Source organism: Egbenema bharatensis FJBBOT/2019 (genome assembly GCF_048077055.1).
GTDB lineage: Bacteria > Cyanobacteriota > Cyanobacteriia > Elainellales > Elainellaceae > Egbenema > Egbenema bharatensis.
Genome location: NZ_CP182236.1, coordinates 602036 through 621341, shown reverse-complemented (window position 1 = coordinate 621341; position 19306 = coordinate 602036). Strand labels below are relative to the sequence as shown.

Genomic DNA, 19306 nt, shown 5'->3' with positions numbered 1-19306 from the left:
TTCTAAAATTGAACCCGTCGAGTGGACTATATCATGAGGTAGATCCCAACAAGGGTTAAGCCAGAGCAGCATCACAACCGGCCCCACTCCTACACCACCCCCGAAAGACCCGTCGCCCTCACCCCATTGCGTTCCACCACTTTGGGCATCACAGACCGAGAAGCCAGCAATTGACGAAGCTGTACCAAATTCTCCCGGGCCTTTTGGGCCTTCGCCTCACTCCGTTGCGCTGCAAACCGCTCCGCCGCCTGCGTCAAATCCTCCATCGCCTGCTCATACTGCGCCAACATCTGCCAGACCTGCCCCCGATAATAGTAAGCCGCTGCCCCATCGGGAGCCTGATCCAGAGCCGCCGTATAGTCCGAAAGCGACTCCTGATAGTGCCCCAACTTCTGCCGCGCCAACCCCCGCTGGAAATAGGCGATCGCACAATCCGGCTGATTCTGAATTGCACAACTGAAATCCTTAATCGCCCCCTGAAAATCACCATGTTCAGCGCGAATAAACCCCCAGTTGCAGTAGGCCAACGCCTGATAAGGCTGAAGCTGAACCGACTGCTCAAAATCAGCAATCGCCTCCGCCACATTCCCCGCATCACAATGGGCCGCCCCCGACCGTTATAAACGATCGCCTGGCGAGCCGCATCAGTCTCCTGCGTCAGCAAATGGGTATAGTCAGCAATCGCCCCACCATAATCTCCCAGATCATGGCGAGTCACCGCCCGATTCCAGTAAGCCGTCCCATCATCCAGAGCCAACCTGGGGGCATCAAAACGATCGATCAATTGTTGAATCACCGCCGGATGTTGAGTCCGCAGCTTCAGTTGCAACTCCGGGAAAATCGTCGTTGAGGTCAGCGTATCCGCCATCCCCAGCACCGCAAACGATCGATCGGACACCAAAAAGTTCTCACTTCCCCCCAAAACCTTAAACTGAAACGTCTGAGGATAAGCCTGCTTCAACTGAAGCAACCGCCGTAAAGTAGCCTGCACCCGGTTCGGCTGATTCGTCTGCCAGGCTCGTCGCAGCTTCCCAATCCAGCGATCGTCCGTAGGGGATGCCGCCTGACACCATCCGATCGCCAACCGTCGATTCTGCCCCAGGAACGCATGGAACGCCTGAAATAGGTCATCCTCCAGCGGACACTGCACCGACCAGGGGTAAATCAAAATCAATCGCTGCCGCGTGGACTTCAAAGCCTCCAGCAACACCGCCCGACTCCCCGAAAGCTCAGGGTTCACCCTCGGCTCCGTTCCCGCCGAAGCAACATTAAAGTCCACAATCAAATCAGAACGACCCGCCCCCAAAGCCTGAACCCGATCGCCCCCATTTCTCGCCAATTGCTCAGCCCCCTCAGCCGCCCCCTTCATCGTCGCCGTCACCAGCTTAGACAGATCACTGAACTGACGCTGCAACGCGATCAAATCCAGCACATCCGGCGATTTCACCGTTTCACTCAAATGCTGCTGTTCCTGCATCAGCCCATCCACCCGATCGGACAACCGCCGCACCTCACCCGCCGTTGCCTTAACCGTAGCAACAGAATGATGCAGGGTGTCCTGCTGCTGCTGCAACGCCTGCACCTCATTCACTAAAGCCACCATTTCCCGCTTCGGCACCAGATCCCCAATAATCCGAATCAGTTCCGCCACCTCCTTCTTCAGTGACGTAGCATCCACTGGAGGGGGAAGCTGACTAAACAGGCGATCGAGGCGATTCACCCGCTCTTGCAAAGCCGCCAGATTTGGTTTCGTCTGGCCAGTGAATGTTTCCAGCCGAGTTTGTAAATCACCAATCTCCAGGTTAAAGTGATTCACGATCGCCTCAATCTGCTCCAATCGGCTGGAATCAGATAAACCACCCCCCACTGCCTGCATCTGCTTGACTGTCTCAGTCAGAGAAATGTATTGTTCCCGGAGCTGCTGCAAGTCATGACAAACCATGTTCAGATCCTGTTGTTCCAGTTGGTCAAACTTCTGCTGAAACTCCGTCTGCATTGCAGTAATTTCTGCATACAAGTGGTCTGCCAGTTCCCGATTCCGCAGTACAACCCCCCTGGAAAGCTGATGGATCGTTTCTGGGGTAGGCAATTGTGAAACCTGGTGCTGAAGCCGATTCAACTGTTGCGACAACCGCTGATCGATCGAATCAACCGTCATCTGCTTATCCTGTAACATTTGCCGTTCAGATCTGCGGTTTAACACACTCAACGCCAAAGCCAGCGATAGTGGCGGAATCGCATAGGAAGCTTGATTCAGGAGAATCGATGCCACTGCACCCACCCCTGATCCCAGCAAAGTCAAGTGCTCTAAGAGTTCTAACCGGGACTGTTTATTCATTTTGCACAAAGTTACAGGCAAGTCGAGGTTACAGGCCAGCCCAAAGAGTCTAAGCCTATATCAACTCTTCCAGCCCCAATACCGGACATCAGGAAACCCAAACCTGAATTTTTGTGAATTTACCCCCAGGTGCCCACCCCCCAGGCTACGGTGTACACACAAGTCATCGGCTCTAGCCACGACTGGGTTTGATCCTCCCTAACCCTCCTTAAAAAGGAGGGAACCGGATTAGAAGTCCCCCTTTTTAAGAGGGAACCGGATTAGAAGTCCCCCTTTTTAAGGGGGATTTAGGGGGATCTATCAGGATTTGAGCCTCTCAGCCAAGATCTGTGTACACGGTAGCCCCCCAGGAGAGCCGGATCGAAGTCCCTTGCCCCCAGGGAGAGAGCTTCAGGGTAAGGGCGATAAAAACGGCAGACCCCCGTTTACCTGCGAATTCGATAGTGAGTATTAATCTTCATCACCTCATTGGGATTGGGGGTGGGCAGAAACCGACTCCAGGTAGTGGCATCACGGACATTGAGGACATGCAACTGATGGACAATCTCATTCACGCCTTCATGGGAACCGATCGCCACTAATTTGATCGATTCCCGATTAGGCAACTCCCGATCGGGCAACGAGTCGGATTCGCTGCCAGAGTGAAATATGAAGTTTTCGCCTGTCATGAAAAAATTCCTTTAAGTTCTGAGGGAAGAAACCCAGGAACCCAGTTTTCCCCACCAAACCAGAATCGCTCCCAGCCTTAGTCCAACCTTGGTAAAACCCTTGGTAAAACCTCAGCTAAAATAAACCCTAGCCTGTACAGACTCGCTGGTCACTTGTCTGTCGGGTTAGTGGCTGAGTGGTGTTGTTTGCACCGCTTGGTCACGCTGAATTCCTGAGGGTCGGGCGACGTTTGCACTACACCAGAGTTTTTCATCGCCTTAATCGAATAGCGTAGTGAATTCTGCGGATTCCGTCAATCTCTTTGACGAAAATTTTTTGAGCATAGTTAAGACTTTGGCAGAAGAGTTGCCCCCTACCCCTCCCAAGCGGGATTTTAAAGTGGTGTGCCCTCACCCCCAACCCCTCTCCCCAAGGGCGATAGGAGCCAATTCACATCTTGCAGCTTTCCCAATCCCCCGCCCTCGAATGAATTCGGGGCTAATCACTGAAGTCCGTTTAAACGGACTAAACCCTTAATAAAGCAGGCTTTCAACCCATTTCAATGGGTTTGGGCCATTAGCCCGCAATTCATTGCAGGGCAGGTGGAATAACCCGGTGCAAGATCTGAGTTTACTGAATCCTGGGAAATGTCCTCCCAAAGGATCACCATTTTCCAGTTAACCTGAGCCTTTTTGTTGGTGTGAATTAACAGCCCAATTCTTACAATGGAGCTTCACAACCAAAACTTAAAAACACAGGCAAAATAATCATGGGTAAGAAAAAATCAAGGAAAAAGCAAGAGAAAGCTAAAAAGCAGCAAAACCAGAAAAAATCGAATGTCAATACTCGACGGGTTGGCACAGCCATCGCTGGAGTTTTAGTGGGCGAACTGGTGAATACAGCAGTTCAAAAACTGAGCCAGAAAGCCCTGGATAAAAACGGTTCTGATGCTGAGAATAGCACTGACCACGACATTTCCCATCTTCTGGATCAGGTGGCTTCTCAAGTAGGCGATCGCGCCGGCAAAATCGAGAATTCCGTAGGGGATACCGCTAAGGTGGTTCGCTCCTCTGCTAGCGATTTAACTGTCAATCTCGCTGATGTGATTGATGTATTACAGGACACCGGAGAGCAGATTAAGGCACAATCTGCCGATATTATCACTACCTCATCGGAAGCTATTTTAGGAAATGTTTCTAAAGGGGCTGTTGCAGTACTCGATCGAGTGGTTCCAGACACAATAAAACCGGACGCAATCAAAGGAAAAGAAGCCAAAAAAGACAAGAAAAGTAAAAAGAAAAAAGATAGCTGATAGAGTTAAGCGGAGAATCACAATGGCTACTTATTCTTCCCAATCTGAAGAAAATCCGGCTAATCAACCACAATGTATTTCAGAACCACATCCCCTGATCGATCGCAATTTAGATCCATCTTCTCAACCCGATCAAGTTCCCAATGCCCCAGATTTTAATCCAGATGACATTAGCCAAATTGTAGAGAATGCAAATGTTTCTGATGGCGAATCAGAGCTAGACAATGAAGTTTAATCAGGATTAAACCACTCTGCCCCTTCCATGCGGAGATTTTAGAGAGGCGATCGAACCTGGAGTGCCCATTGGCTAAGTCAGCGCATCGCCAACTTCTGGATCATAGCCACCCGCTATGACCTCAGCTCCTTCAATGATTTCTACTGCTAGCGGCATCTGGCTGAAGAGGTAATCAACGTCGATCGCCGTTATCTGATTGATGTCGAGCTTGTGCCCAAAGGCTCCAGGCTCAAACCGAATTCTACGGGCGGTCGCCTCCACCTCCTCCTTTGGGCCCTCCATCTTCAGGGGGGCTGCCTGATTTTTGCCAGTGACAGGCAAGCTGGCTATGAGTTCGAGATCAGGATCAAATAACGATGTTAATTTCCATCGAATCATCGGGGCCGTCCTCGCATTACGCCTGAGATGAACATAAAGTGAGTTTACCCAGCAAGTGGGGACTTCTCTATCAGTACTTATACCTGTATCGCCAGCGAAAAATATTTGATTACTTAATAAAACCAGGCTCCATCAAGACTCATCATTCTTTGATTTGTTCTTTTCTTTTAACTCTTGCCGTTCCCTTTTCATGCAGTTGTAATTAATCATGACTGCATCTTCGACGGAATGACCTTCCTGAAGTAAAAGATAGATTCTTTCCCCACCCCTGTGAATCATCTCTTCGCGCTCTTGTTGATTCATAATCGTGTTTTTATTGCTTCCATTCAATTAATTCTTCCGCAGCACTGCTGTATGAGCTATTTCCATTCAATTAGTTTCCCCAGCGAGTGGGGACATTTTAACCGCGCCGTTTTGTGTATATCGATTAAAAGCCGTTTCCATTCAATTAGTTTCCCCAGCGAGTGGGGACTTAACCTTGCCAAAAGAACTGATCACGATCGATCGCGTTTCCATTCAATTAGTTTCCCCAGCGAGTGGGGACGACTTTGCCGATCGTTGGTCAGCCGAACATCCGATGACGTTTCCATTCAATTAGTTTCCCCAGCGAGTGGGGACTTTGATTGCAGCGAAACGATCGGCACGGCAAGTTATTCAGACTTGAAGAGGATTAAACCCGATCGCCACCCAACTCATCCTACAGAAGACCGATCGCCCTCTCCCGCGTCGGTCTTTTTGGTGTCTGACGCGATCGGATGTCCAGTAAAAACACAGAGCAGAACCCAGGTTAGCAAAACAAATGGAGCCGAAAAGATACCTAACTTCATGATCAGCCAGCTTATCCATGCGATTAGCGCAACATGAGGTTCGTTCTGAGCTTGTTTAATTGTTTCTCTGGCTTCCTTTATCATCGCCATCCCTCCGATCGACTACACCACCATGCTGACCTGCCAGAAGCCGATCGTCGATAGTGGTACTACGACGGATATCTCTACAGCTTCGCGCCTTTGCTCGCGTTTCCATTCAATTAGTTTCCCCAGCGAGTGGGGACCATCATCCTGAGTGCAGCGATCGAGGTCATCCAGGAAGCGTTTCCATTCAATTAGTTTCCCCAGCGAGTGGGGACTACGCGGCAGTTTTTGCCTGAATTAGGGAGAAAGGTTTCCATTCAATTAGTTTCCCCAGCGAGTGGGGACTTAAAGCAAACAATGCTCAGGTTGTGATCAGTTCTAAGTTTCCATTCAATTAGTTTCCCCAGCGAGTGGGGACAGGGAGGGAAGCGCGTTGCTAAATCCTTTTGATGAGGGTTTCCATTCAATTAGTTTCCCCAGCGAGTGGGGACGAAGAGAGAGGAAAACTTATGCCTAAAGGAAATCCAAACCCGTTTCCATTCAATTAGTTTCCCCAGCGAGTGGGGGCGCACAGAGGTAGCGGGCGGTAGTCCGATCGTGTAACTGTTTCCATTCAATTAGTTTCCCCAGCGAGTGGGGACAGGAAATATAAGCTGTTAACCTGCTGCTTCGACAAGCTGTTTCCATTCAATTAGTTTCCCCAGCGAGTGGGGACACTGTTTGCGCTGTTCTCCCTAACGCTAACAGCGTTTACGTTTCCATTCAATTAGTTTCCCCAGCGAGTGGGGACTCTGATGTGATTTACAAACTTCTCGTAGAGATAGGGAAGTTTCCATTCAATTAGTTTCCCCAGCGAGTGGGGACAATTACAGAACGGAACCTGACTGGTCTGTCACAAAAACAGTTTCCATTCAATTAGTTTCCCCAGCGAGTGGGGACGTGCTTGCAACTATTGTTGCTCTGGTAGGTTTCTCAGCGTTTCCATTCAATTAGTTTCCCCAGCGAGTGGGGACCCGATGGGCTTTACGGAGGAAGACGGGTTCTCCGCATTCTGGGTTTCCATTCAATTAGTTTCCCCAGCGAGTGGGGACAACCTGGTTGCCAACCCAAGCCCAGACATTCCTATGAGTGTTTCCATTCAATTAGTTTCCCCAGCGAGTGGGGACGACCCACACAATGAGACCTGGGAGAAGCGTAGAAAGTTTCCATTCAATTAGTTTCCCCAGCGAGTGGGGACTAGAGCAACCTGACCTGAGCCTGGCTGACCTGCTCTAATCGTTTCCATTCAATTAGTTTCCCCAGCGAGTGGGGACTTGTTCGGGGAAACTAAGGGGAATGTTCGCTATTACTATCGTTTCCATTCAATTAGTTTCCCCAGCGAGTGGGGACACTACACAACACTAGCCCTAAAGGGCAAAAGGAGAGGTTTCCATTCAATTAGTTTCCCCAGCGAGTGGGGACGGTATTGCACTAACCGGGTCTGTCGAGGGAGAGGGCGGTTTCCATTCAATTAGTTTCCCCAGCGAGTGGGGACAATGCCTAGATTTGCCGCCTAAGATCCGTCAATTAACTGTTTCCATTCAATTAGTTTCCCCAGCGAGTGGGGACACATTAAGTCCTGTGCAACCGCACCAGCACAAATGAATCGTTTCCATTCAATTAGTTTCCCCAGCGAGTGGGGACACGAAGCGGAGGACTTACTAGCCCGTGGCCCTCGGGAATTGTTTCCATTCAATTAGTTTCCCCAGCGAGTGGGGACTGATATGGGAGATCTGCTTGTAGTTGAAGATATCCTCCGTTTCCATTCAATTAGTTTCCCCAGCGAGTGGGGACGCAGAGTGGCGATCGGTTTGAGTGGACAGCATCAATTGTTTCCATTCAATTAGTTTCCCCAGCGAGTGGGGACGTGATCGAGGCAAGACAGGAGGCTTTTCAGTTCTAGAGTTGTTTCCATTCAATTAGTTTCCCCAGCGAGTGGGGACACGCCAGGCAGTGCCCATAGCATTCTTGTGAGCAAGTTTCCATTCAATTAGTTTCCCCAGCGAGTGGGAACCTGAAACAATAAGATGCTTAGGTGGTTTGTATGTCTCTGTTTCCATTCAATTAGTTTCCCCAGCGAGTGGGGACACACAATGGAATTAACCCATCCTGCTCCATTGGAGTCGTTTCCATTCAATTAGTTTCCCCAGCGAGTGGGGACTGGGATGAGATGAAAGACTGGTTAGGAATCATCAATCCGTTTCCATTCAATTAGTTTCCCCAGCGAGTGGGGACGCAAACTATCAAACTTGGTATTTTGCGTCTCTTATACTCGTTTCCATTCAATTAGTTTCCCCAGCGAGTGGGGACGTTTCTTCTTGCCCTGGGGGAGTTGTACCACCTTCCAGGGGTTTCCATTCAATTAGTTTCCCCAGCGAGTGGGGACTTGTTCTAGTGAGAACTCCGCTATTCCAAGATTTTTTAGTTTCCATTCAATTAGTTTCCCCAGCGAGTGGGGACGCGGAAGCAGCTCTCAAAAAGCTGTGAGACTGTTCTTTGTTTCCATTCAATTAGTTTCCCCAGCGAGTGGGGACCTGCTACTACTGCTACTCCAGTAACCGACGAGTTCTAGGTTTCCATTCAATTAGTTTCCCCAGCGAGTGGGGACTCTACTGTCTACCAAAAGTTAAAGCTGAAATATGGTGAGTTTCCATTCAATTAGTTTCCCCAGCGAGTGGGGACGGGAAGACCCTCGTGATTGAGGGTGTCAGCCCAGAGAGGTTTCCATTCAATTAGTTTCCCCAGCGAGTGGGGACATGCCGTCGTGCAGCCTAAGTATGCGGGACATCTCGAATGGTTTCCATTCAATTAGTTTCCCCAGCGAGTGGGGACTGCACTAATCTCCCGGAGGGGTACACGATCGAGGACAAGTTTCCATTCAATTAGTTTCCCCAGCGAGTGGGGACAATTAGTTTCAGCTTTTCCTGTTTTAGTTGGCGAAGAAGTTTCCATTCAATTAGTTTCCCCAGCGAGTGGGGACAAACTGTTCCGAGGGTTTTCTCTCCCCCATGTTTCCTAGGTCGGTTTCCATTCAATTAGTTTCCCCAGCGAGTGGGGACTCCACTCATACGCACGCAGTACGACTGGAGAAAGACGGTTTCCATTCAATTAGTTTCCCCAGCGAGTGGGGACCTTATCACTGGGAATGGTTTATAGGAAAAGGAGCGAGTTTCCATTCAATTAGTTTCCCCAGCGAGTGGGGACTTTCAAACGGGCGAAGAACTCGAATACTGGTGAAAGGTGTTTCCATTCAATTAGTTTCCCCAGCGAGTGGGGACGTTGCAGTCTAGAGAGCGATTCGGGGTTCAGCGTGAAATGGCTTGGTTTCCATTCAATTAGTTTCCCCAGCGAGTGGGGACCTTGTTGGCTTAAGTTTATAAAACAAAGGAGCGATCGAATGGTTTCCATTCAATTAGTTTCCCCAGCGAGTGGGGACGAACCTGTTTGGCGAACTAGCACCTGAAAGAATGTCCCAAAGTTTCCATTCAATTAGTTTCCCCAGCGAGTGGGGACATAGAACAAGCGCGCGAATCATTGCGCCAACAAAAGCGTTTCCATTCAATTAGTTTCCCCAGCGAGTGGGGACAAACTTTTAGGAGCCGATCGTGGAACTTCAGGATTACATGTTTCCATTCAATTAGTTTCCCCAGCGAGTGGGGACTCGTGGGTGTTGAGCCATCAACACAACAAGACAACGAGCTGTTTCCATTCAATTAGTTTCCCCAGCGAGTGGGGACGTGGAAGTACCGCAAGCCGAGACAAGACCCATGGTAGACCTGTTTCCATTCAATTAGTTTCCCCAGCGAGTGGGGACCCTGTTGCCTGAGTCCGTGCAAAAGGTACTGAACAGCGAGTTTCCATTCAATTAGTTTCCCCAGCGAGTGGGGACACGAGTCACTTCAACTGACTTTTTGATCCAGACTTTGTTTCCATTCAATTAGTTTCCCCAGCGAGTGGGGACGGCTCATCATCGCCGCTCTACTAGCTCTAACTGAGCAGTTTCCATTCAATTAGTTTCCCCAGCGAGTGGGGACTACGCCAGGTGTGTACACTCTCGGCGAACTGATGGAACGTTTCCATTCAATTAGTTTCCCCAGCGAGTGGGGACGAACAAAGCTACAATCACAATCAATGCAAACATTTGGAACTGTTTCCATTCAATTAGTTTCCCCAGCGAGTGGGGACGACACTATCCCACCTATGGCATTAGCGGCCATATCGGCTGGTTTCCATTCAATTAGTTTCCCCAGCGAGTGGGGACGGGGTTACGTCCCGACTCCCATCTCTTAATTTGCATAACGTTTCCATTCAATTAGTTTCCCCAGCGAGTGGGGACAATCTGGGATGCCTGGGCCGTTCCTGTGACAGGTTTCATGTTTCCATTCAATTAGTTTCCCCAGCGAGTGGGGACTCCTCCCTATTCAAACCCATACACCATCAGATGTCCAGACCCCATTTGCGAGGCTCCTCCCCAAACCACCCTCAAACCACCCCAAACCACCCCGATCGAATCCCCAAAACCCTCTCCCAGAGCAGCATCGAGGCTCCCAACGAAAGAATGGGCATTCCAGCCATTTCGCCCCAGCCTCGCAAACCCCAACCATTCCATCATTACACCACCACCGATCCTGGAAACTGCGTCACCGGACAGCCACCCCACACCTCCACCCGCTCCAGCGTATGCCGCGACACCGGATAAAATCGCACACTATCCTCCGGCAACTTCACCCGTTTGCGTAACCGCTGCCGCAACTCCTCATACTTCCGCTCCGGCAACACACACTCAAACACACTATACTGCACCCTTTTCCCATAGCCCTCCAACAAATCCGCCACCTTCTTCCGCCGCTTATCATTTCGGATATCGTACGTCACAATATAAAGCAACATTCCCCACCCCCAACTACCGAATCAAATACGGCTGATATCCCTGCGCCGGAGCATAGACAAACTGCTTATACGCCTTCACCTGCTGATTTAGCACATCCCACCGCGGCCGAGAACCCCCATCCGCCGACTGCAACCGCTCCTCCATCCGCAGCAAAAACGCCCGCAAAAACGTCCTGCGCCCCGCATCATTTAAATAGCATCCTCCATCCCGAAACTCAAAATCCTGCTCCGCCGATACCATTCCCCGTCCGATTAAATACAGCACCAGCGAATCCACAATCGGTGCGCGAAACTCCTCAATCAAATCTGAAGCCAACGCCGCATGCCGCTCCGACTCCTGATGCAAACAAGCATAGTAAGGATCAAGCCCCTGAAGTTCAATCAAACTCAGCAAATGATTCCACAACACCTGATAACCAAAACTCAGCATCGCATTCACCGGATTCCCTGGCGGACGACGGCTCCGCGCCATAAACACAAACTCTGACCCCATGATGCACTCCCCAAACGCCGCAAAATACGCCGCCGCCCCTGCCCCCTCCAACCCCATCAACCGCGCGATCGACTCCGCCTGAAGTACCTCCTGCGCCAGATAATCCAACTGTTCAATCGCCCGATCCACCAACCCAGACTCATTCTTTCGCCGCTGCCGCAACAGCAACACCCGCCCATTCCTCAACTTCGCCTGCACAATTTGCCGCGCCACCATCAACCGCTCCGCCGCCAAAAGCTGCTGCTGATACCGCACCAACTGACGATAGCCCCGCTCAATCGGCAACACCCGCCCATAGCAATACCCCATCCGCGACAAATAGGCGATCGGAATATCCCGCCACAAACAAGCCCGAATCGCCTGCGTCGTCACCTGCGACTTCCCAAAAATCAAAACCTGCTCCAGCAGCGGCAACTGCACCTCCTCCAGCACCACCTGACCCTGCTTAATCACCAGACACTCCTGGCTCAGGCCCACATAACACCCCTGCTGGGCAATGTATAACGTCCGCATCGTTTAATCCACTTATCCCCCCATCACAACCCCAGGGAACGCAAATCAAATCAACCAAAGTTCTTGTGGGGTGGGCATCCTGCCCGCCCAGTCAACAACTCAACTCAACTCAAGTTCTTGTGGGGTGGGCATCCTGCCCGCCCAGTCAACAACTCAACTCAACTCAAGTTCTTGTGGGGTGAGCATCCTGCCCGCCCAGTCAACAACTCAACTCAACTCAACTCAAGTTCTTGTGGGGTGGGCATCTTGCCCGCCCAGTCAACGAAGTAACACCCTTCACAGTTTATTTAACCCATAATCCTAATAGCGATCGAGCTGATCCGGTCGTCGCTGCTGAAGTTGATCCAATCCCTCCCGCCGCTCCAGTCGATCCAGAGCCGGATCATCCCTGAGTTGCTCCACCCGCCGCGACCTTGCAGGCTGCAAAAAGCCCACCACGCGATCGGCCGCCATCCCCGTAAAATACGTCGCCACCATCACCAACAGCGTATTCATCATCACCGCCGCCAACCCCAACGGCGCAATCAACAAAATCACCAGCGTAATCGCCCCATTCACCAGCGCCACCGCAGCATTCCGAACCTGAGCCACCCGAAAATTAGCATCCATAATTACATCAGAAAAAGAATATAATTTGACCAGAAATAAACTTAATGGAGATACCCTTACCTTTACTATTTCCAGCTTTTGGAAAGGCGATCGGAGAGAAACCTGTAAACAATAATTACACCGTTTATATCAACAAAACCCGTAGGTTGGGTTGACGCAGGAAACCCAACGACATAAACCTAAATTTTTGTAATTGATGGACATTGTCCCTCCTGCCTTCTGCCTTCTGCCTCTTCTCTCGTTGGGTTTCGCCAGGCTCAACCCAACCTACCCCTCTCCCCATATGGGCGGTTCGTGAGCCGCCCCTACCCACCCAACAACCCCAACACCTCCCCATTCAACCCATCAAACGCATTCTCCACCCGCGAAACCCCGATCGCCCTCAAAACTTGCCGCATCTTCTGCAAACAATCCGCCGCATTCTCCAGCTCCGAAATTCCCGCAAACTGATGCACCAACTGATTCCGCTGCTCACAATACTCATTCAGCGACTTCAAAACCTCCAACACCGGCCCAAACATCGCCGCATCGTACTCCAAAATCGCCATCATCACCGGACGATTCGGAAACTTCTCCAACGTCAGAGCATTCCCCCTAAACCGATACCCCTGCAAAAACCGAAATAACCGCCCCTCCTCCACCCGTTCCACCCCACGCCAAAACTCCCCCGTCTCCTCAAACCGCATCGGCACCCGCCCCACCAGTTGCCCCACCCCATAGCGCAACACCCCCTCCTGAAACCGAAACACCTCCACCAACAGTTGCGAATACTCCTGATTCCTCAACCGCACCTCAGCATTAAAATACGCCTCCTGCAACAACGCCCGCTGATCCTTCTGCCGCAGCCTCGACACCTCCTGCACCCAGCGCGATGACACCTCCTTCCCCACCGGAGCGATCGCCGAATACGCCCGATCAAAATCCAACGCCAGCCGACACCGCCCATAACTCAGCAACGCCCCCAGCACCGGAGACAGTAACCCTGCCGCCTCCAGCGTAACCCTGGCTCCACTGTAGTTGTAATCCTGCACCTGCCGCCGCGCCACCTGGCGGTCAAACTCCTGCCTCAGCACATTCACATTCGCCTGAAACACCCGCACCTGCCCCACCCGCATCTCCTGGGGATTGCGTACCTGCCACACCCGACTATTGGGAATGTATCCCGCCGCCTGCAAAATCCCCCACGCCGCCTTCATCGCAGGCGTTCCCGAAGACGCATTCAACTCCAACCAATCCCCCGCCGATCGCCCCTCCTGCACTCTATCAACCGCCGATCGCGCCACCCGAATCGCCAGTAGAGAATCGATCGGATCCTCCGACAACGCCTCATCCACCGCCCAACAGACGACCTGCTCCGCCGTTAAGTCACTCAACCCATCCGCCAACAACCACTGCTGCGTATCGATCGCATTGATTTGAGTCCTTTGCGTATGCAATAAGACCACGTGATCGATTGAGTAATGCTCAGATTTAAGATAACGAACTAACGAAACGATCGACCCTTCCGTATTCTGCTTTGCGAACGGATCTTGATTACCTACAAACGATAAAATTACGCTACCCATAGTTAAGCGATCGCTCTACGCTGATTGGTTAAGGAGCATGAATTCAATAACCTGTGCAATGGTTCTGCTTCATTGACTGGGCGGGTAAGATGCCCACCCCACAAGAACTCCAGAGTATTAAATTCGCATTCCCAAGACAGAGAGATTCACAGCAGCACATTGAATCCTGGTTTCATTCCACTCCCCACCCCTGACTCCTACAGGCTGCGCCCATGCTCCGCGAACACTCCTCACTCCTCACTCCTCACTCCTCACTCCTCTGAAACTGATAGCGTCGGCTCTAGCACAACATCTTCATACAATGCTGCCAGAGTATCAGAGAAATTGATGCTGTGCAGCTCAAAGCGGTGTGTTTCTGGAGTGTAGTATTGCAACACCCAAAGTCCCTCAGCATTGCGACGAAAACACTCGACTCGCTGATGACGAGTATTGATCAAAACATACTCCTCTAAACTTTCCAGGATTTGATAATCGGCAAACTTGTCACCGCGATCGAACGCTTCCGTAGAATCAGAAAGGACTTCAACAATCAGCTTAGGAAACCGCTTATAGGTAGATGTTTCCTGATCTCGCGGGTCACAAGTCACCATCACATCTGAATAATAGAAGCAATTCCGGGCTTCAATGCGGGCCTTCATGTCGGCAATGTAAACGCGACACCCACTCCCCCGCACATGACTGCGAAGCAGAGCTGCGATATTTAAGGCAATGGTGACATGAGTATCGCTAGCTCCAGCCATTGCATAGACATCACCGTTAATGTACTCATGCTTGATCAGGCTCTCGGCTTCTAGCTGGAGATAGTCTTCAACGGAAAGTGAGGGTTGGGGTGAAGCAAGCATAGTAATTGGAGAATGGAGCAGTCGGGGAATGAGAATGGATTTATTGTAGATCAGGTGTGACTTGCAGCGGGTTTAGAGGGAGTCGATCGCGCTTACCAATTCTTGGTGTACTTTTGCCATCAAACTGGCTTCTTCTAGAAACTCAAACTTTTTAGACAAATCTTCTTTAGCAATGAAGTTTAGATATGTCAGCAGTTGTTTTTCCCATTCATTTGGATTATTCACCTCCCAATCACTGAGCAAATCCTCTTGGGACAAACCTTGTAACTGATGAAAGTTCTTATTACGCTTTTCACCGATACCATCCTCCGAGTTCCAAAATCGATTGAAGTTTTCTCCCTCATAATCAGGTTTTTGAGATCTGAAAAGAATATATAAGTCATCACCAAAAAGAAGCAGACCTTTTGACCTCTGATCTTTTTCTCCAACATTTTTGATTCTTTCTGCCATGGCTAAGAGCTTTTGCTTTAGCTTGGCAAGGCTATTTTTAGGTGTACCGTCCTGCTTAAATTTTGCGCCCTTAAAGTAATCATGTGAGGATTCAAGAATTGAGGGCTGTAGAAAAGCTCGTTCATTTTCAATTTCAACGTATTCATAAAATACTTTCTTACCCCAATTTGAAAACGCACCCTCAATCGAGCGGAAGCTGTGGAAAAAAGCATCAACAGTATTACCTTGGTCTAATCGTAACCAAGCTAGATAAGCTGCTTCGTAAGCAGTCCACCACCATTGCTGCGATCGCTCTTTCACTTCCTCAATCAAATCTTGACACTCTGGACTCGATAACTTCTGAATTTCATTGGCGAACTCATCAAACTTGGCAAAGTTCCATTGAATAGCAGCATTCAGCAATGTTTTAGTTTCTTCATTACCTTTGAGGTAATCTCTAACTAACACCTCTACACCAGAATAGTCATGGCGATCGAGCAGAGTCATTGCTTCTTGCTGACGAATGCCTTTTAAGTACGAGGAACTGGGGAGAATTTCGGGAGTACGAGTGTCTAGCTCACTGCTGACGAGAAACCGAACGCGATCGCCAAACTTTGCCAGACTCGAAAACTGCACCGCTGAAGAAATCGCTGGAGTTCCTGCCTGATGACTCACATAAATCGTTTGTGGTTCTGGCTCAAACTCCAGTCCGGCAATTTTCCGTTGTGCCAATCCCAAAACTGCATCCCAATCATCCAGACCTTTATCAGCAGGCTGAGGTTTGAGGAATAGCGGTTTGATCTCAGCCTCCGGAAAATGCTGACAGAAGTAGTCCGCCAGAATCGGATACAGCAAACAGGTATCTTGCCAGTACGGACACCGCTTTGACTCCCGATCGTCTTCAGCAAAGAGATTCTCCTGATCGCTCATCAAAACGATAATCTGATCAATGACAACCTCTTTTGCCTTTAATTCCTGCGTAAAACCCTGCAATAGGGGGAGCGTTAATTGGGGTTTCACCTCGTCTGGTAATTGCTCATAGGCAAGACCCAGCACCCTGGCAGGCAACCGATACAGCTCCTCCTCCTCATTGATTTTGATTGGCTTGAATGGCAACCGATACAGCGATTTTTTGATATCTGGATACCAGTCCTTCCAACTATCATCACTTCCATTCATTAACTGAACATCACTGCTTCCAGTGGTCACAAGCCAAACATTCATGGTTATCCCCCTACCAGAGCCGAATAAATTCCGTTTCCTGTTCTAAAAACTTGAGAAAATTCTTCGCTTTCTCCTGCTCCTGCTTGTTATCAATCCCATTGGGAAAGATCGTGAGCAGTTCTGCATACTGATCAGTTTGTCTCCAACTCGTTCTCCCCTCACTATTCTGGATTTTGCGAAAACGGGGATACATTCGATGCCATAACCGTCCCACTTTACCCATTTTCCCAGTGAGTTCCGACTGTTTGATGGCGAACCCAGGATCATGGAACCATTCGATCGCCAGACTATCTTCTTCATCTTCGGCTAACCGTCCCCAAACCTGGACATTGCCTTTGTGCCAGGCTTCCCGAATTCCCGGTGTTGGTTTCCCTTGAGTATTCATCTCTTGTAACCAGGAAAATTCCTTCCCTTTGTCATAAAAAGCATCCAGGAATTTACTGATTGCCGTCAGATTCTCATTAAATGGAATGTACAAAGGATAGGAACGCTTCGTAAACTCCCAATGGCAACCAATCAGTTGCCGCTCATACTCCGGGAAAAACCGAGGATGATATGCCCGTCGCCAGGACTTACCAAATCCGCCCAAAAGCATAGCAAACTTCACCAGCCAAACCGTGAACTGCTTTAACTCATTCTGCTGGTCTGGTGTCAGGTCAGACTTCATCAACAGCACATCCAGAAGGGCATCCCCAGTTTCATAGGTTGGGGCTGTGTTACTTCTTTGGGTGGACGATCGCCATTCATCTAATTCTAAATCCGGCGCATTAAAAGAGATTCCGAGTAAACCAACCGTCGCTTCCTCCCCTTTACCAATTCCACCCCACAGCAGCTTAGTGATCCTGTCTGCCGTCCTTTCATCAGTGATGCCATTAAACAACCGTCGGGTATGTCCTCGCAGAGCTGCCTTAAACAGATTCGGGCGAAACTCTCCTTCTCCATTAATCAGCTTAGAAGCCGCTCCCTCCCCGGATAAGCCAAATCCCACCAACTTATTACCACTGTGGGATGCAATCTGCCCGTAACCCGCACTCACCCGTGAACCAATCCCCTGCTCTAACGCAGCCTGCCAGACTTTCCAGACCAGCTCCCACTGCTCATCCGTCAACACTTTTGTGCTGGAAATGCCAAACACAAAGGTCGGTTGATACAGAGAAATCTGGATCAATGCACTGTGGTTCCCTTGATTCTTAGTTTGCCAATCTTCCTGGGGATGTACAACGTCTACCAGGGAATCATCCAACCATTCGGTATTATTCGGATATCCTCCATGAAAGCGCAGCATACCCGGATGTAGTTCACCATCCTTATCCTTGCCCCCACAGAACTGTAGCACCTCATCAGGCGGACAAAGCTGTTTGCAAGCTCTCAAGAAAGCACCTTTCATACTGGAGCCAGGAAAATAAGCCCATCCCCTCTCTCCAATGACTGGGCGAATCACGCCTGCATCCTGTCCACTGTTTGTCACCATCCGCCAGGTGAAGGAACAGGTACGGGTTTGAATGTGCGGCTCAAACCGGGGAATAGTTTTCCGATCGCAGGCTTGCTGCCACTGTACCGCCCAATCGTAGGCTTGTTGCGTAAGTGTTTCTTTCCTGACACCAAGTTCTCTCGCTTTCTTCGCCAGATCCTCTAACTTGTGAATCTGTGATCGTCCGCCCACCTGTGCCTGAAACATCAACGGTACATAATCATGATCTGGCATGGCGAATCATCTCCCGTTGCTAGGCTTTTTGTACCGTTGCGTCCACCAAACCAGGCTGTCGCAAAGCTCAATCAAAATCGCCAGGGCAATCTTGCGCTGTTCGATGTCAAACGCCCACAGCTTCTCAGACATGGACTGAATAGACTTCGTATCATTCGTTACTTTATCGTTTGGAATCGTAACTCCAGCCTGCTTCATGATTTTGCACAAAGCATCCCAGGTTGCTTTCCAGAATTCTGACTTGGCTTCTTCACGTTGAGCCAGACGTAAATGTTCGCCCCAAAAGCGTTCCAGTCCATAGGCCGTTGTTGCCCGCATCTTGTGACTTTCACCCAACACATCCTTATCCCGGAACTTCAGCGTCAGTTCCTGGGCAACCCGATCAATTTCGTATAGTTTCCAGCTCATGCAGCGACTCCTTCACCCTTCAGCGTAATCTGACAATTGCCAAACCCGATCGACTCTAATCCACCCAGGTAAATTTCACCGCTCTGCTCCTGCTCTCCAAAGGGCTTCCAGGAGGTTTTAGAATCAGTGTCTCGAATAGCGATCGGGAAGACCATGATCGTTCCTTCTGGCAGTGCTTCCGTATTGAAAAAACCACCGCCATCCACCCGCTTCTCATCGTTCTTCAGGCGAACTCGGCTTTGACGATAGAGTGCCATATCGTGAATCATGCCAATCTCATCATCTCCAACCACTACCGCAGGCAGCTCTTCACCATTAGGGAACCAGGCTTTGAGATTCATGGTTTCTTTCAATTCCAGAAAGCCAAAGTTGAAGAAGAGTTTCTTTTTACCTTCCACATTAAGGGGTTTGAGGGTTGATGATCCGGTGTAAACACCAGGTATTTTGGCACCCTTGAGTTCACCCCCCACAATGCGCTGGTAGCGTTTCAACAGTTTGGGGCAACTGACCCACACCACGGGTTGTCCAGGACAAAACACAGGCAGCCACAGCAATGAAGCATACTCAAACTTCACCACTGATTCCGTCGTTGCATCCGATTCACCCGTTTCCGCAGGGGCACCATACCAAAAACTCTCATCTCCTGAATCACGCCGCATCTCCGATCGAAATCGTCCCCGAATCGAACTACCGGGAATAATTCCGGTTTGCGTAAACTGATCTCGGAAAATTAAATTTAAGTTGCCGCTTTCTTCCCCTGCGGTTGCTCCCACATGCAGAGGTGCAAGAGCTTCAATAATGCCGTAGGCTCGTTTGTACATGATTCT

At 50.0% G+C, this 19306-nt stretch carries 16 protein-coding genes, 1 pseudogene and 1 CRISPR repeat array; of the genes and pseudogenes, 2 read left to right on the top strand and 15 right to left on the bottom strand.

Going from position 1 to position 19306, the window contains the following annotated elements; genetic code table 11:
• Positions 1-89: 89 nt before the first annotated feature.
• The 3 genes and pseudogenes from ACM1PF_RS02790 to ACM1PF_RS02780 all read right to left on the bottom strand — a co-directional run bounded on the left by ACM1PF_RS02790 (position 90) and on the right by ACM1PF_RS02780 (position 3006).
• Positions 90-290 carry a hypothetical protein gene (locus tag ACM1PF_RS02790; RefSeq protein ID WP_416676950.1) on the bottom strand — a complete coding sequence of 67 codons (201 nt, stop codon included), beginning with the start codon at positions 288-290 and terminating at the stop codon, positions 90-92.
• 6 nt (positions 291-296) lie between these two features.
• Positions 297-584, bottom strand: a pseudogene (locus ACM1PF_RS02785) (tetratricopeptide repeat protein); the annotation flags it as partial.
• 2179 nt (positions 585-2763) lie between these two features.
• Positions 2764-3006, bottom strand: a complete 243-nt coding sequence (locus ACM1PF_RS02780; protein WP_416672150.1) for a hypothetical protein — start codon at positions 3004-3006, stop codon at positions 2764-2766.
• Positions 3007-3755: 749 nt separating this feature from the next.
• Here ACM1PF_RS02780 and ACM1PF_RS02775 point away from each other — a divergent pair.
• Positions 3756-4298, top strand: coding sequence for a hypothetical protein (locus tag ACM1PF_RS02775; protein WP_416672148.1), 543 nt, complete (start codon positions 3756-3758; stop codon positions 4296-4298).
• Positions 4299-4320: 22 nt separating this feature from the next.
• Positions 4321-4533, top strand: a complete 213-nt coding sequence (locus ACM1PF_RS02770) for a hypothetical protein (protein ID WP_416672147.1) — start codon at positions 4321-4323, stop codon at positions 4531-4533.
• A gap of 72 nt (positions 4534-4605) precedes the next feature.
• Here the strand turns inward: ACM1PF_RS02770 and ACM1PF_RS02765 are convergent, their stop codons facing one another.
• The 12 genes from ACM1PF_RS02765 to cmr4 form a co-directional block, all read right to left on the bottom strand.
• Positions 4606-4911: a hypothetical protein gene (locus ACM1PF_RS02765; protein ID WP_416672145.1), complete on the bottom strand. Its 306-nt coding sequence runs from the start codon at positions 4909-4911 to the stop codon at positions 4606-4608.
• Positions 4912-5043: 132 nt separating this feature from the next.
• Positions 5044-5214, bottom strand: coding sequence for a hypothetical protein (locus ACM1PF_RS02760; protein WP_416672143.1), 171 nt, complete (start codon positions 5212-5214; stop codon positions 5044-5046).
• A 711-nt stretch (positions 5215-5925) separates the two neighbouring features.
• Positions 5926-10212: direct repeats of the CRISPR family, unit length 36 nt; unit sequence GTTTCCATTCAATTAGTTTCCCCAGCGAGTGGGGAC.
• Between the two features lie 6 nt (positions 10213-10218).
• Positions 10219-10413 (bottom strand): hypothetical protein, encoded by a 195-nt coding sequence (locus tag ACM1PF_RS02755; RefSeq protein ID WP_416672142.1) that lies wholly within the window; start codon positions 10411-10413, stop codon positions 10219-10221.
• Positions 10413-10691: a CRISPR-associated endonuclease Cas2 gene (cas2, locus tag ACM1PF_RS02750; RefSeq protein WP_416672140.1), complete on the bottom strand. Its 279-nt coding sequence runs from the start codon at positions 10689-10691 to the stop codon at positions 10413-10415. The genes ACM1PF_RS02755 and cas2 overlap by 1 nt, the downstream gene beginning before the upstream one ends.
• Before the next feature lie 13 nt (positions 10692-10704).
• Positions 10705-11697 (bottom strand): CRISPR-associated endonuclease Cas1, encoded by a 993-nt coding sequence (gene cas1 / locus ACM1PF_RS02745; RefSeq protein ID WP_416672138.1) that lies wholly within the window; start codon positions 11695-11697, stop codon positions 10705-10707.
• Between the two features lie 300 nt (positions 11698-11997).
• Positions 11998-12306 (bottom strand): CRISPR-associated protein Csx18, encoded by a 309-nt coding sequence (gene csx18, locus ACM1PF_RS02740; protein ID WP_416672137.1) that lies wholly within the window; start codon positions 12304-12306, stop codon positions 11998-12000.
• 305 nt (positions 12307-12611) lie between these two features.
• Entirely contained in the window at positions 12612-13871 is a 1260-nt protein-coding gene (locus ACM1PF_RS02735; protein ID WP_416672135.1) for a hypothetical protein, read from the bottom strand.
• Between the two features lie 251 nt (positions 13872-14122).
• Positions 14123-14713 (bottom strand): Uma2 family endonuclease, encoded by a 591-nt coding sequence (locus ACM1PF_RS02730; RefSeq protein ID WP_416672133.1) that lies wholly within the window; start codon positions 14711-14713, stop codon positions 14123-14125.
• A 72-nt stretch (positions 14714-14785) separates the two neighbouring features.
• A complete protein-coding gene (locus ACM1PF_RS02725) occupies positions 14786-15997 on the bottom strand; it encodes a hypothetical protein (protein WP_416672132.1) in 1212 nt (403 codons plus the stop codon).
• Positions 15998-16376: 379 nt separating this feature from the next.
• Positions 16377-18071, bottom strand: a complete 1695-nt coding sequence (locus ACM1PF_RS02720; RefSeq protein WP_416672131.1) for a hypothetical protein — start codon at positions 18069-18071, stop codon at positions 16377-16379.
• A 6-nt stretch (positions 18072-18077) separates the two neighbouring features.
• Positions 18078-18479, bottom strand: coding sequence for a hypothetical protein (locus ACM1PF_RS02715; RefSeq protein ID WP_416672129.1), 402 nt, complete (start codon positions 18477-18479; stop codon positions 18078-18080).
• On the bottom strand, positions 18476-19300 hold the full coding sequence (gene cmr4, locus ACM1PF_RS02710) for a type III-B CRISPR module RAMP protein Cmr4 (RefSeq protein ID WP_416672127.1): 825 nt from the start codon (positions 19298-19300) through the stop codon (positions 18476-18478). The genes ACM1PF_RS02715 and cmr4 overlap by 4 nt, the downstream gene beginning before the upstream one ends.
• Positions 19301-19306: the final 6 nt, after the last annotated feature.

Coding starts and splice junctions, on each gene's coding strand:
- ACM1PF_RS02790 (WP_416676950.1), bottom strand. CDS start 290: ATGTTGGCGCAGTATGAGCAGGCGATGGAGGATTTGACGCAGGCGGCG.
- ACM1PF_RS02780 (WP_416672150.1), bottom strand. CDS start 3,006: ATGACAGGCGAAAACTTCATATTTCACTCTGGCAGCGAATCCGACTCG.
- ACM1PF_RS02775 (WP_416672148.1), top strand. CDS start 3,756: ATGGGTAAGAAAAAATCAAGGAAAAAGCAAGAGAAAGCTAAAAAGCAG.
- ACM1PF_RS02770 (WP_416672147.1), top strand. CDS start 4,321: ATGGCTACTTATTCTTCCCAATCTGAAGAAAATCCGGCTAATCAACCA.
- ACM1PF_RS02765 (WP_416672145.1), bottom strand. CDS start 4,911: ATGATTCGATGGAAATTAACATCGTTATTTGATCCTGATCTCGAACTC.
- ACM1PF_RS02760 (WP_416672143.1), bottom strand. CDS start 5,214: ATGAATCAACAAGAGCGCGAAGAGATGATTCACAGGGGTGGGGAAAGA.
- ACM1PF_RS02755 (WP_416672142.1), bottom strand. CDS start 10,413: ATGATGGAATGGTTGGGGTTTGCGAGGCTGGGGCGAAATGGCTGGAAT.
- cas2 (WP_416672140.1), bottom strand. CDS start 10,691: ATGTTGCTTTATATTGTGACGTACGATATCCGAAATGATAAGCGGCGG.
- cas1 (WP_416672138.1), bottom strand. CDS start 11,697: ATGCGGACGTTATACATTGCCCAGCAGGGGTGTTATGTGGGCCTGAGC.
- csx18 (WP_416672137.1), bottom strand. CDS start 12,306: ATGGATGCTAATTTTCGGGTGGCTCAGGTTCGGAATGCTGCGGTGGCG.
- ACM1PF_RS02735 (WP_416672135.1), bottom strand. CDS start 13,871: ATGGGTAGCGTAATTTTATCGTTTGTAGGTAATCAAGATCCGTTCGCA.
- ACM1PF_RS02730 (WP_416672133.1), bottom strand. CDS start 14,713: ATGCTTGCTTCACCCCAACCCTCACTTTCCGTTGAAGACTATCTCCAG.
- ACM1PF_RS02720 (WP_416672131.1), bottom strand. CDS start 18,071: ATGCCAGATCATGATTATGTACCGTTGATGTTTCAGGCACAGGTGGGC.
- ACM1PF_RS02715 (WP_416672129.1), bottom strand. CDS start 18,479: ATGAGCTGGAAACTATACGAAATTGATCGGGTTGCCCAGGAACTGACG.
- cmr4 (WP_416672127.1), bottom strand. CDS start 19,300: ATGTACAAACGAGCCTACGGCATTATTGAAGCTCTTGCACCTCTGCAT.